This window comes from Streptomyces sp. AM 2-1-1 (assembly GCF_029167645.1).
Classification (GTDB): Bacteria; Actinomycetota; Actinomycetes; order Streptomycetales; family Streptomycetaceae; genus Streptomyces.
In genome coordinates this window covers 6,970,243-6,983,028 of sequence record NZ_CP119147.1, presented here as the reverse complement: position 1 = coordinate 6,983,028, position 12,786 = coordinate 6,970,243, and the positions used below count along the sequence as shown (strand labels likewise).

At 71.0% G+C, this 12,786-nt stretch carries 9 protein-coding genes; 1 reads left to right on the top strand and 8 read right to left on the bottom strand.

All coding sequences use genetic code 11. From position 1 onward, the window contains the following. The 8 genes from PZB77_RS30160 to eccD all read right to left on the bottom strand — a co-directional run bounded on the left by PZB77_RS30160 (position 1) and on the right by eccD (position 8,506). Positions 1 to 345 (bottom strand): hypothetical protein, encoded by a 345-nt coding sequence (locus tag PZB77_RS30160; protein ID WP_275495793.1) that lies wholly within the window; start codon positions 343 to 345, stop codon positions 1 to 3. Continuing rightward, complete coding sequence (locus tag PZB77_RS30155) at positions 345 to 812, bottom strand: YbaB/EbfC family nucleoid-associated protein (RefSeq protein ID WP_275495792.1); 468 nt, start codon at positions 810 to 812, stop codon at positions 345 to 347. Before PZB77_RS30155 ends, PZB77_RS30160 begins: the two co-directional genes overlap by 1 nt. 9 nt (positions 813 to 821) lie before the next feature. Further along, positions 822 to 4,181 carry an AAWKG family protein gene (locus PZB77_RS30150; RefSeq protein ID WP_275495791.1) on the bottom strand — a complete coding sequence of 1,120 codons (3,360 nt, stop codon included), beginning with the start codon at positions 4,179 to 4,181 and terminating at the stop codon, positions 822 to 824. Between the two features lie 43 nt (positions 4,182 to 4,224). Then, complete coding sequence (locus tag PZB77_RS30145) at positions 4,225 to 4,668, bottom strand: type VII secretion system-associated protein (RefSeq protein ID WP_275495790.1); 444 nt, start codon at positions 4,666 to 4,668, stop codon at positions 4,225 to 4,227. Next, positions 4,668 to 4,991 (bottom strand): WXG100 family type VII secretion target, encoded by a 324-nt coding sequence (locus tag PZB77_RS30140; RefSeq protein WP_275495789.1) that lies wholly within the window; start codon positions 4,989 to 4,991, stop codon positions 4,668 to 4,670. The genes PZB77_RS30145 and PZB77_RS30140 overlap by 1 nt, the downstream gene beginning before the upstream one ends. A 52-nt stretch (positions 4,992 to 5,043) precedes the next feature. Continuing rightward, positions 5,044 to 5,376 carry a hypothetical protein gene (locus PZB77_RS30135; protein ID WP_275495788.1) on the bottom strand — a complete coding sequence of 111 codons (333 nt, stop codon included), beginning with the start codon at positions 5,374 to 5,376 and terminating at the stop codon, positions 5,044 to 5,046. A gap of 243 nt (positions 5,377 to 5,619) precedes the next feature. Then, positions 5,620 to 7,086, bottom strand: a complete 1,467-nt coding sequence (gene eccB, locus PZB77_RS30130; protein WP_275495787.1) for a type VII secretion protein EccB — start codon at positions 7,084 to 7,086, stop codon at positions 5,620 to 5,622. 19 nt (positions 7,087 to 7,105) lie between these two features. Beyond that, complete coding sequence (gene eccD, locus PZB77_RS30125; RefSeq protein ID WP_275495786.1) at positions 7,106 to 8,506, bottom strand: type VII secretion integral membrane protein EccD; 1,401 nt, start codon at positions 8,504 to 8,506, stop codon at positions 7,106 to 7,108. Positions 8,507 to 8,825: 319 nt separating this feature from the next. Here eccD and eccCa point away from each other — a divergent pair, with 319 nt between their 5' ends. After that, positions 8,826 to 12,779 (top strand): type VII secretion protein EccCa, encoded by a 3,954-nt coding sequence (gene eccCa, locus PZB77_RS30120; protein WP_275495785.1) that lies wholly within the window; start codon positions 8,826 to 8,828, stop codon positions 12,777 to 12,779. Positions 12,780 to 12,786 lie beyond the last annotated feature (7 nt).

Here is a 12,786-nt window from a genome sequence, read left to right as displayed (position 1 = left end):
TCAGCGCTTCGATCCCGTCTCGCCCCGGTCGTGGCTGCCGATCGCGTCGATCGCCTCGTCCTGCGGCCGGCGGACCCGGTCGCTAAGGCCCGCGGCGGCCTCGTACACCGCTGCCAGCGAGTCGGCTATCAGGGCGGCGGTGTCCTCTATCTGCCGGAGGGTCGCCTCGTACTCCGGTCCCTGCGCGTCCGCGTAGTCGTCGCCGTAGCCGTACCAGGAGGAGTACCGCTCGACCTCGGACGTGAAGGACTCACTGGAGCTGGTCGCCTTCTTCGCGAGGTCGGAGAAGGCCTGCGCCTCACGGGCGATGTGCGCGGGGCTCGCCTCGTAACCGCTTCCGGACATCAGCGTGTCCTCCCGTAACCGTCGTCGTCGTAGAGTTCGTCGCGGAAGCGGCTCGGCGATGGGGGCGCAGCGCCGGCGGCGGTCTCGCCCGCCCCGGCTGCCTCGGAACCGAACAGCTTCTCCCAGTCGACGTCCAGGCGCGCGGAGGCGGGCCGCCCCGGTGCGGACTCGACGAGCGGTCGCAGGGTGTCGACCACCTCCCGGCCCATCCGGGTGCGGGCTTCCCGCAACGCCTCCATCACCACGGCGGCCAGACCGGTGGCGCCCATGGTCCGGTACTTGCCGTCCAGGAACTCCAGGTGCGTCACCTCGCCCTGGGGTCCCACGGTGACCCGCACCGACCGGTCCTTCGAACTCACGGTCACGGACACCTGCCGCAACCGCTCCTCCGCCCGGCCCACGGCCGCCTCGGTGGCCGCCAGTTCCGCCATCGCCCGGGCGACGCGGTCGTCGATCGATTCCCTCACGGTCTCTCCTCAGCGGCCGAGCGCCTGGGGGGCGCCGCCTTCGTCCGTACCCCAGACGTCCTCGTCCTCCGTGATCCACGCGTTGCGTTCACGGTCGGCGCTCTGCGTCTGCTGCTGTCTCCCGCCGGACGCCCCTCCCCCGGCCATGGGAGGCAGGAAGGGGCTGCTGCCACTGGTGACCGGCACCGAACCGGTCCGTACGGTGTTCTCCTCGGTCCCGCGCTCCCGGATCGCGCCCCTCCCCCGGGAACGGCTCGTCGCGGGCCCGATCACGGACCGGGTGCGCTCGGAGGCGGCGTTGCCGTTCTCTCCGCCGCCCATCCGGGGCATGTGCGGCGAGGGACCCATCGGGCTCGACGACTGCTGCGCCGGCGCCTGTTGGCCCGACTGGGCCGAGGAGGCGGAAGGGCCGCCGAGCGTTCCGTAGTCGTTCGCGAACGTGCCTTCGGAGAAGTCGCTCGTGAAGGGCGACCCGTCGGTGAGGAGTCCGTCGGCCAGAGGTCCGGCGCTCGTCCCCACGGAAGCCGTGTAGCCGTCGAGACGGTCCTGGAGGTAGTTCTCCCGGCTGTAGTCGTCGGCCGTCAGCCGGTCGTACTCGGCCTGGATCTCGTCCCTGCGTCCGTCGTAGTCGGCCTGGGCCTCCGCGATCTGCCGCTGTGCTTCCGCTCTGGCCGCGTCCCGGTCGGCGCGCGCCTCGTCCTTGGCCTCCTGGTAGTCGGCGCGGGCCTGCTCCTCCAGGTCGTCGGCGCGCTGGAGGGCATCGGCCTCGCGGCGGTCGATGTCCGCGAGCTGCTTCTCGTAGTCGGCCCGTGCGTCGCTCTGGTCCCTCCCGTCGGCGATCTCCCGGTCGTACTCGGCGCGGGCGGCCGCCCGTTCCGAGTCGGCGCGCTCCCGGGCGTCGTCCCGCAGTCCATCGGCCTCGGCGCGCTCCTTCTCGTACTCGGCGCGGGCCTCCGCCTCCTGTTGCCTCGCGTCGTCCACGGCGGCCGCCCGGTCCTCCTGCGCTTGGGCCCGCGCCTCCTCGTACTCCCGCTGCGCCTCGGCGCGGTCCTCCGAGGCCTGCTGAGCCGCTTCGAACTTCTCCCGCTCGGCCGTCTGCCGGGCGGCGTCCTGTTCGGCCTTGACATCCGCCTGGACCTGGTCCGCCTTGCCCTGGGCAGCGGCGCGCTCCGCCTCGGCCCCGGCCTTCGCCGCGTCCTGCTCAGCCTTGGCCGCCGCCTTCTCCTGCTCCGCCTCGGCCTTGGCCGCGTCCTGCTGAGCCCTGGCCTCGGCCTTCGCCGCGTCCTGCTCGGCCTTGGCCGCCGCTTTCTCCTCGTCGGCTTCCGTCTTCGCCGCGTCCTGCTGAGCCCTGGCCTCGGCCTTCGCCGCGTCCTGCTCGGCCTTGGCCGCCGCTTTCTCCTCGTCGGCTTCCGTCTTCGCCGCGTCCTGCTGAGCCCTGGCCTCGGCCTTCGCGGCTTCCTGCTCAGCCTCGGCCGCCGCCTTCTCCTGCTCCGCCTCGGCCTTGGCGGCGTCCTGTTCGGCGGTTGCGCGTTCGCGCTCCTTCTCCGCCTCCTTCTTGGCTGCCGCCTGCTGCTGCGCGACGAGAAGTTGCTGCTGCTCCGCCTCCGCCTTGGCCGCGGTCTTCTCCTGCTCCGCCTCGGCCTTGTCCTGCTGGTAGCGCTGTTCGGCCTCGGCCTTCTCCTTCTCGGCCTCCGCCTTCGCCGCCTCCTGCTCCGCCTTGGCTTCCGTCTTGGCAGCCTCCTGCTCGGCCTTGGCCTCGGCCTTCGCGTTCTCCGCCTCCGCCTTCGCCGCGGCCTGCTCCGCCTTCGCCTCTGCCTTGGCAGCCTCCTGCTCCGCCTTCGCCTCGGCCTTCTCCTTCTCGGCCTCCGCCTTCGCCGCCTCCTGCTCCGCCTTCGCTGCGGCCTTCTCCTTCTCCGCCTCCGCCCTGGCCTCGGCCTTCTCCCTCTCCGCCTCCGCCTTCGCCGCGGCCTGCTCCGCCTTGGCCTCGGCCTTCTCCTTCTCGGCTTCCGCCTTCGCTTCCGCCTTGTCCTTCTCGTACTCGGCCTTGGCCGCCGCGGCTTCCGCCTTGGCCCGCTCCCTCTCCTTCTCCGCCTCCTTGCGTTCCTCTTCCGCCTTGCGTTCGTCGATCTTGCTCTTGTCGCTGGTCAGGGTCTCGCTGAGAGAGGTCCCGTCCCGGTCGGTCAGCTTCTTGTCGAAACCGTCCTTCGCCGCCGACAGCGCCTTGTTGACGGCGACGATGGCGTCCGCCCCGGCGGTCCCCAACGCGTTGTCGACAGCGTCGCGCCAGCGTTTCACCGCTTCGTCGCCGAGCTTCTTCCAGGTGGCCATCTCCTTGGGCGGACCGTAGGTGGTCCCTCCGAAAGTGAGGTCCTCGAAGAAGCCGGGGGTGGCTTCCCAGTAGGGAGCCTGCGGATACCCGAAGGTGCTGATGGGCACCACCGGTTCCACGTGATCGATCTGGTCCAGCAGGGCGATCCGGGCGTCGAGCAGCATGTCGTACACCCAGCGCTGCGGGGAGCTCATCGGCTCCCACGCCTTCCATGCCGTGTGCAGACTCTGCACGGCGCGGTGGATCTCGACCTGGGCCTGGGCCAGCGAACGGCCGGCCAGGGAGTAGAGCCAGTAGTTGTCCAGGGTGATGGCCTCCACCCGGGTGCCCTTGCCGAGCTGGCTGACGTAACCCTCGTAGTTGCGGCGGAGTTTGTGCACCAAGGCCCGGAAGAGGCTCGCTCCGGTGCCCTGCCAGCTCTCGTTCCCCTCGCCGACGACCGTGTTCTCCCAGTTCTCCGTCTCCCTGGCGGCGTACTCGAAGAACTCGACCACCCGCTCGAACGACCGGGCGACCCGGGTGAGGGAGAGGAGGTCGACCGCTTGTTCGTCGCTCACCGACAGACCGCGGTTGACGAAGCCCTGGGTGCTGTACGGGGGGTCCAGCAGGGCCTGCAACGCGTCGCCGGCGCCCTGGGCGTACTGGGCGAGACGGGTCGTGTCGTAGGACTCGTAGTCCTTGCCCTTCTTGTGCACCTTGCTGGTGACCACACCCCCCTCGAACCTCGTCGCGCCGTCCGGAACCTTGCCGTCGTAGGTGACGAGGAGGGTGATGTAGGCCTTGCGGAAGCTGACACTCGATCCGCTGTCCACCATGAAGGGGACCACGAAGTCGGTGTTCTCCTTGCGCCAGCCGCCCGAGCCGTCGTTCAGCAGATCGTGCAGGCTTCCGGCCGACTTGATCTCGACGTGCATCAGGGGGATGTCGTCGTTCCCCTTGAGGCTGTCGAAGATCTTGTCCTGGCCCTCCAGGGGATAGCCGGTCAGAAGGGTGACCGCGTCTTTCCAGTAGTCGTTGTTCGTCTTGCCGTCGACGGACACGTCGGTCTCCGGAATCGTGCGGGAAGGGTGGTCTTCGAGGACGTCAGGTGTCGTCGCCCTCGCCGGCGAAGTCGCTCTCGACGTCCTCGAAGATCTCCAGGAAGTCGCTTCCGGAGATGAGGGTGAGGTTGTCCCCCTGCGTCTTCCCCAACTTCTCGAGCGTCTCGTTCAGGGCGTCCAGAACCGTGTCGAGCAGGAGGTCGTGGTGGGTGAGGACGCGGTCCAGCTCCCCGGCCGCTTCGCCGACCAGCGTGTTCAGGGGCCCGCCGTTCGTCTTGGCGTCGCCGGCCATGGCGCCGATGATCAGTGGCTTCGTCGACGCCAGGGTGATGTTGGTCGGCACTCCCTCGGCGATGTCCTTGATCGAGTCGACATCGGCGTCGGGATCGCTCTTGATCACCCGGTCGAGCGAGCCACTGAACTTCTCGAACTGGTTCTCGATGAAACCCTTGAGCCAGGCCTTGTCGAGGACGGTGACGTCCGCCATCAGCGCACGCCGATCCTGATCTCGGACCACTGCTGCGACAGGGAGTTCTCGGTCCAGCGGTAGTTCTGGGAAACGTCCGTGAGAAGGGACGCGTGAGACTTCAGCAGCGTCTCCATCCGGGTGACCGCCTCGTCCCAGGCGGCCTGCTTGCCCGTGTAGACGTCGGCGTCGTCGCCGATCCACGACTGCTTCAGCGTCTGGAGCTCCATCTCGAGCTCGGAGAGGGTGCGCTTGATGGCCGCGGTCTGCAGGACCATGTCGTCGGCCGCGTTGTCGGCGTGGCTGTAGTCGACCTTGATGAAACCGTCGGAGTAGTCGGGCATGGAGTCCTCTTCTCGCTGGAACGGAAGCCGGTGGAACGGTGGGGGCGTGATGTCAGGCGCTGAGGGCGTCGAAGACCGCATCGGCCTGGCTGTACGCCGTGTTGATGTCCTGGCCCGCGGTGTCCTGCGCGAACTGGTGCTGCTTGGCCGTCTCCGTGAGCTCGTCGACCATCGACTGGAGGTTGGTCAGGATGATGTCGACCTGGTCGTCCCACTTGTCCAGGAGCTCGCCGTACTTCCCTCCGTCGGATCCCGCGTAGGTCGAGGAGAGATCGGTCCGGGTGTTCTGGACGTCCTGCCTGGAGTTGAGGATTCCGGTGAACGCCTGCTTGAGGGCCCTGATGCCATTCTGGGTGGCACCGGCCTCGGACTGCACTCCGCTCATCAGATCCTCCTGGGTTTGAATCGAACCGACGGGTCAGAAGATTAGACAGTCGCGCGTCGATGAGTAAACGGCCCCGAACCGGAGTCCACGCCGCCGTTCGCTCTTCCCGTCGGCGGTCACACGCCGGGAGAAATGCATAACGATCATGAATCGGGCAAATGCGCCGCTCTTCTCGAATTTCTCGTGAACATCGGATCGGCACGGTTTCCGTGTTCTTCGCCGGCTCTTCGCGCATTCTTCGGCTCACCGGCGGGCGGGGGGCACGGTGGAGCACTGCCCGGCCGACACCTCCGCGGCTCCCCGCTCGGCGGCCTCCGGCGTCAGGTCCGGGCCGGTGGGCAGCATGGCGAGCAGCATCGCCGGCAGGGTCCGGGCCGTGGCACCGGCGTATCCGAGCGCTTCCAGAGCCGTGGACGAGCCGACGCGGTACTTCACTCCCGTGCCGTCCACCACATAGGTGGTGTCCCCCAGCGCGGCGCCGCCGGAGCTCACGGCGCGGACCAGGGCGCCTCGGCCGGGAGCCACACTGACCGTGTCGACGGCCAGGCAGGAGGGACGTGCCTCGGGTGCCGGCTGCACGGCGGGTCCGAGCACCGCACCCGGAAGGACCGCGGCGCTGACCCGGGTACGGCCCGGTGTTCCGTCGACACCGACGCAGGCGACCGAGTCCCGGGGGATGTCCACCAGCCGGGGCGGTGCGGCGGGCAGAGCCGCCAAGGCGTCGGTCGCCGGGGCGAGGTGCCGGCCGAGGACGTCGGATCCGAGTGGCCGCGCGGTGGGCGCGCGCCCCGCGTACGCCTGGGTGCGCGTCTGCGGGTCGCCCAGGACGAGTGCCGCTCCGGTCTCCGTCAGGGGCACCAGGCCCTTCGCGGTCAGCAGGTGGTAGCGGGGTGCGGTGCCCGGGACGTCGACCCGGAAGAGCTGGCCGAGCCGGGTGCTCCCGTTCCCCAGCGCCGGGCCGGGCGAGCCCCGGCCCGGGACGTCGGGCGGCGCCAGGTCGGGGCCGGCGGGCAGGGCGTCCAGGAACGCCGCGGTCACGGGCCGGGGGACGGCGGAGCCGTAGCCCAGCGCGTCGGCCGCTCCCGCCTCGGCGTCGAGGCGGAGCCTGCTGCCCTGCCACAGGAGGTACCGGCTGCGGTCCGGGCCGGCGAGCAGCACCGCCTGCCCCGCGCCGAGCGCGCCACCCTCGGCCGTCGCGCCGATCGCCAGCGCGGTGGTGCCGGAGACCTCCCCGGACGGTGTGGCGGCCAGCCCCGAGCACACCTGCCAGCTGCCGGTGTCCAGTCCGGAGGCCGGGGGCAGGGTGTCCGGCGCCCCGGGCACGCCGACGGGGCTGCCGAAGGGCGTGCCGTCCAGCGAGGAGGATCCCACGGTGGTCGTGCCGAGGTCCTTGCCACCGAGGAGGCGCGCGGAGGCGTAGTTGCGTACCGGGTGCAGTCGCCCCTCCAGGTAGAGGTACCGGGCGCCGGTGCCCTTGTCGACGATGAGGTCGCCCGCGGTCTTCCAGGAGTCGCTGCCTCCCGGTTTGATCAGGCCGATCACGAAGGTCCCGGCGCACACCAGCACGGCGACGACGAGACCGATGGCCACGCCCCTGTTGGTCCGCCCGGACGGACTCTCCGGCGCGTCGGGGTCGGCGCGCAGCATGCCGGAGGCCAGCCGCTGCATGACGAACATGTGGGCCTGGACCTGGTCACGTTTGGACTGCACGACTGCTCGGCTCCTTCGGTCAGCCGTTGAGGGAGCGCAGGAAGTCGTAGACGCCGAGCGTCCACAGCGCCAGGGGGAGGACGGCGATCGCGGCCGTGGAGTGCAGCAGTTCGGCCGCACGGCCCCAGTAGGGCACGAGCCGCCTGCCGGGCACGGTCCAGGAGGCGATCGCGATGACGGCGGCGGTCGCGAGCAGGCCCGCCAGCAGTACGAGGCGGTCCGTCGAGGAGATCCGTACCGCTGCCGCGAGCAGCAGGAGGGCGGCTCCCGCCGCCCCGGCCCCTGTCAGCGCCAGGCGTTGCCACACGTTTCCGAGACCGCGTCCGTGGAGCAGCAGGAGAAGGGCGAGGACCGCGGCGGTCAGGGTCGCGGCGAGGGTCCCGGCGAGCGAGAGCGCCGTGAGGCAGACCAGCCCGACGGTGCCGACGGCCGCGAACAGGGCCGTCATCCAGCCGTCGGCGACGATCGCGCGCTCCCGTACGTCGGCGGCGGGGTAGGGGCCGATGCCTTCCTGGAGCTGCTGCGCGTTGCCGGGCAACGGGGGCATCCGCATGCCGGAGAACCGGAAGGAGAGCGAGGGGACGAAGCCGCCGAAGAGGACGAAGACCACCGCCACCACGGCGGCGGCCTGCGCGGGGCGGAGTGCGGCGGTGGTCATCAGTACGGCGCCCAGCGCGCCGGCCAGGGCGACGATCGCCGATCCCAGGAAGAGGGCGGGGCGGACGCCCACAGCGGCGAGGGTGAGCACCGACCCGCCTGCGGCCGCCGCGGACGCGGCGAGGAGCCGGGCGCCGAGCACCTCGTGGCCGTCCGGGCCCGCGAGTTCACCGCCCGGTACCAGCCATCCGGCGAGCGCGAGGTAGGGGCCGGCCATCAGGCCCAGCGTCGCCGCGGCGGCGCCGTCGCCGACGGCCCGGCTCGCCACCCCGGCGCCCGCGGCTATCAGCAGCCCGGCGACCGCGGCTGCCAGGGCCCGCCGGCCGGCCGGGCCGCCGGGCAGCGCGATGAGCACGAGCCCGAGGAGCAGGGTCGCGGTGGCCAGGCCGTTGAGCAGCCGGCGGCCCGCATCGGGACTCCAGCCGTGCGGCTGCCGGGTCAGGGTGCTGGATATCCCGTCCACCAGGTCGTCGAGACGTACCTCGGGGAGCGCTTCGGCACGGGGCAGCAGGTGGAGGGTCTCGCCGTCCCGCAGTGCGAGCGCGTCGAGAGTGAGTTCGGGGTCGAGGGGCGGCTCGCCGAGCCGCTGGAGCACCCAGCCGCCGTGTTCCAGGCCACTCTCCTCCAGGTCGTCGCCGGCGTAACCGACGAGGGTGGGCAGGAGATCGCCGACCGGGACGTCGGCGGGCACGGCCAGGTCGACGACCCTGCCGGGGGCGTGGACGGTGAGGCGGCAGAGATGCGCCGCCCGGGTGTCGGTCATGTGTGGTGGCTCGCGTTTCCTCGCGGGAATGGGCGCCCGCCCGGGGGGTGGTGTTGGACGTGCGCGCCGATCAACTGCAAACTACTGCCGCGCATGCGAAAAGATGTACGCGCCGATGAGTTTGACGGTTCGCCGGGTGAATCCGCAATCCGGCGCGGGAAAAGGCGCCACGGCGCGGTCAGGTGTCGTGTCTTCTCACCCGGCGGAAATCGCCGGAAAGGGACGGCGCGGGCCCTGCGGGCATCCGGGAAAGAAGAGTTTCCCTGTCGCCGGAACGTATGGAAGGTGAATTCTTGATGGCCGACGAGGAGACTGAAGAGTGACCGTGGTGCTGTTCCGCAGACCGGCTCGCCGACGCGGTCCCGAAGTGCCTTCGGGAGAGCTGGACCTCCAGGAGCCGCCCACGCTGGCCGAGACGGTTCCGGACTCCTCGGCGATCTGGACCTACCTCCCGATGGCCATGATGTCGGTCTCGATGATGCTGATGTTCATGCGGCCCGGGTCGGGCAGCGGCGGAAGCTTCATGTACCTCGCGCTCGGCCTCATGGTGCTCGCGTCGGCGGCGATGATGCTCGGTCAGGTCATGCGCCGCAGCGCCGAACGCAAGCAGCGGCTGAAGGGGGAGCGGCGGGACTACCTCCGCTACCTGGCGCAGACCCGGCGCACCGTCCGTGCGGCCGTGGTCGAGCAGCAGGAGGCTCTGGCCTGGCGGCACCCGGCGCCGGACGCCCTGGCGGCCGTCGCGCGCACCAGCCGTCTCTGGGAACGGCGTTCCTCGGACGCCGACTTCGCGGAGGTCCGCATCGGCGTCGGCGAGCAGCGCCTCGGACTGCGGCTGACTCCGCTGACCACGAAGCCGGTCGAGGACCTCGAACCGCTGACCGCCCACGCGCTGCGCAGTTTCATCAGGGCCTACTCGACCGTGCCGGAGCAGCCCATCGCGGTCTATCTGCGCGCCTGGTCGAAGGTGCTGCTGCGCGGTGAGGAAGAGGAGGTGCGCGCCGCCGTCCGGAGCCTGATCGCCCAGCTGGCGGTGTTCCACTCCCCCGACGACCTGTGGCTGGCGTTCTGTGTCGCGGACGAGCGGCGGTCCGCCTGGGAGTGGGCGAAGTGGCTGCCGCACACGCTGCATCCGCACGAACAGGACGGCGCCGGGCCCGCCCGCCGTATCGTCTCGGCCTTCGACGAGCTGGAGAACATGCTCGGGGCGGAGTTCGAGGAGCGGCCCTCCTGCGATCCGGAGGCTGCGCCCGGCCGTGACGAGCCCTTCACCGTGATCGTGGTCGACGGGTGCGCGGTGCCGGCCGGCCACCGCCTGGACCGCGACGGATACCGCAACGCCGTGGTTCTCGATCTCTCCGGTGCGCTCGACTGGAGCCCGGGGCGCACCACCCTGCGTCTCGACGTCCGGGGCGGGACCGTCTGTCTGGTGCGGACCGACCGGGACCGCAAGGAGCAGTCCACCTCGCTCGGCACGCCGGACCGCCTGGGCCCCGTCGGCGCCCGGTCCCTCGCCAAACTGATCGCCCCGTTCCGTACCAGTCTCGGCGACGACGCGGGCGAGGCGGTCACCGGAGACGTCGAGCTGAGCACCTTGCTGGGGATACCGGACCTGCACCGGCACCAGCCGGTGGAGCTGTGGAGGCGGAGCACCGGGGCCGCGAGTCTTCGGGTACCGATCGCCGTGGGCCGGGAGGGCCGCCCGGTGATGCTCGACATCAAGGAGTCCGCGCAGGGTGGAACGGGCCCGCACGGCATGCTCATCGGCGCGACCGGCTCGGGCAAGAGCGAGCTGCTGCGCACGCTGGTCCTGGGGCTCGCGCTCACCAACTCCTCCGAGACCCTCAACTTCGTCCTGGTCGACTTCAAGGGGGGCGCGACCTTCCTCGGGCTGGACGAACTCCCCCACACCTCGGCGGTCATCACCAACCTCGCCGACGAGGTGGCGCTCGTCGCCCGCATGCAGGACGCCCTGCACGGTGAGTTGATCAGGCGTCAGGAGCTGTTGCGGGCCGCGGGCAACTACACCTCGGCGCTGGAGTACGAACGCGCGCGGCTGTCCGGCGTGTCGCTCGCCCCGCTGCCGAGTCTCTTCGTCGTGGTCGACGAGTTCAGCGAACTGCTCTCCAGCCATCGCGAGTTCATGGAGCTGTTCGTCATGATCGGCAGGCTCGGGCGGAGTCTGGGCGTGCACCTCCTGCTCGCTTCCCAGCGGCTCGACGAGGGCCGCATGCACCAGCTGGAGAGCCATCTCTCGTACCGGATCGGGCTGCGGACGTTCTCGGCGATGGAGAGCCGCGGCGTGCTGGGGGTCGTGGACGCCTACGAGCTGCCGCCCCAGCCGGGCAGCGGCTTCCTCAAGAGCGGGGTGGAGGCCCTCACCCGGTTCCAGGCCGCCTACGTGTCGGGGCCGTACCACCAGCGTCGGGGCGCGGTCGTCCGGGCGCGGGTGGCGAGTCAGATCATGCCGTGGACGTCGGGCTGGGTGGTGCCCCGGGAGCTGCCGGACGCCCCCGAGGAGAGCGCGGAGACCGAGGAGGAGAGCGAGACGCTGCTGTCGGTCGCTCTCGGCCGGCTGCGCGACGCGGGTCCGCCGGCGCACCAGGTGTGGCTGCCGCCGTTGGATCTGCCCGCCACCCTGGACCAGCTCCTCCCCCGGCCGGCGCCGGGCGGCGGTCGCCCGGCGCTCTTCGACCGCGGCGGCGGCTCGCTCCGGGTGCCGGTGGGGATCGTCGACCGGCCCTTCGACCAGCGCCGCGACCCGCTCACCGTCGACCTCTCCGGCGCCGGTGGCCATCTGGCGATCGCCGGCGGCCCGCAGAGCGGGAAGAGCACGCTCGTACGCACGTTGATCACCGCTCTCGCGCTCACCCACACCCCGCGGGAGGTCCAGTTCTACTGCCTCGACTTCGGCGGCGGCACGCTCACCGGCCTGGCGGGTCTGCCGCACGTGAGCGGCGTCGCCGGACGGCTCGACACCGAGCGGGTCGGCCGTACCGTCTCCGAGGTGACCTCGCTGCTCGGCCGGCGCGAGCAGTTCTTCCTCGACCACGGGATCGACTCCATGGCGGCCTACCGCCGGCGGCGGGCGGCGGGCGAGTTCGACGACGAACCGCACGGCGACGTCTTCCTCGTCGTGGACGGCTGGTCCACCCTGCGCCAGGACTTCGACCGGCACCTCCAGACGTTCAACGCCATCGCGGCCCGCGGTCTGAACTACGGGGTCCACCTGGTCATCAGCACGGCGCGGTGGGTGGAGCTGTCCGCGGCGGTGCGGGACCAGGCGGGCACCCGTCTGGAGCTGCGGATGGGCGATCCGATGGACTCGGGCATCGACACCCGCAAGGCGGCCGGGGTGCCCCGCAGTCCCGGGCGCGGACTCACGCAGGAGGGCAGACTGCACTTCCTCGCGGCGCTCCCCCGCGTCGACGGGGTGCGGGACGGCGACGATCTCACGGACGGGGTCGCCGCGCTGGTCGCGGCGGTCGCGGAGAACTGGACGGGCGAGCCGGCACCCCCCGTCCGGATGCTTCCGACCCGACTTCCCCTTGCGGAACTTCCCTCACCCGAAGGCGACTTCAGGGTGGCGATCGGCCTGGAGGAGGATGAGCTCTCCGTCGTGCGGCACGACTTCTCCGAGAACCCGCACATGATCGTGGTGGGAGACTCGGAGAGCGGCAAGACCAACCTGCTGCGGCTCATGGCCAAGGCGATCACCGACCGCTACACGCCCGAAGAGGCGCGCATCATGGTCGTCGACTACCGCCGTGAGCTGGTCGAGAGCGTCCCGGCCGAGTACCGGCTGGGTCACGCGGTCTCCATGGACGTGCTCAAGGACCTGGTGGACGGCGCGTCCCGCGCGGTCAAGCGCCGGGTGCCGGGCCAGGAGATCGTTCCGTCCCGGATGAAGCTCTGCGACTGGTGGACCGGGCCCCGGCTGTTCGTTCTGGTGGACGATTACGACATGGTCGGCGCGAACAACGTCACCCAGCCATTCGCTCCGCTCCTGGACCACCTCGCACTGGGCTGGGAGACCGGCCTCCACGTCATCGTCGCGCGCTCCGCCGCCGGCGCGGGACGGGCGCTCAACGACGGGCTGATGCGGCGGCTGCAGGAGGTCAACACACCCGCCCTGCTGATGTCCTGCCCGCCCAGCGAGGGGTACCTCTTCGGCAACGTGAAAGGCCGCATCCTGCCGCCCGGACGGGCCGTACGGCTGCACCGCCGCAAGACCGTCCAGATCCAGACCCCGGTGCTGGAGGAGCCTGAGTGAGGTGAGC

What these genes read in the sequence shown, in the direction of transcription:
- PZB77_RS30160 (WP_275495793.1), bottom strand. Translation starts at nt 345, where the DNA reads ATGTCCGGAAGCGGTTACGAGGCGAGCCCCGCGCACATCGCCCGTGAG.
- PZB77_RS30145 (WP_275495790.1), bottom strand. Translation starts at nt 4,668, where the DNA reads ATGGCGGACGTCACCGTCCTCGACAAGGCCTGGCTCAAGGGTTTCATC.
- PZB77_RS30140 (WP_275495789.1), bottom strand. Translation starts at nt 4,991, where the DNA reads ATGCCCGACTACTCCGACGGTTTCATCAAGGTCGACTACAGCCACGCC.
- PZB77_RS30135 (WP_275495788.1), bottom strand. Translation starts at nt 5,376, where the DNA reads ATGAGCGGAGTGCAGTCCGAGGCCGGTGCCACCCAGAATGGCATCAGG.
- eccD (WP_275495786.1), bottom strand. Translation starts at nt 8,506, where the DNA reads ATGACCGACACCCGGGCGGCGCATCTCTGCCGCCTCACCGTCCACGCC.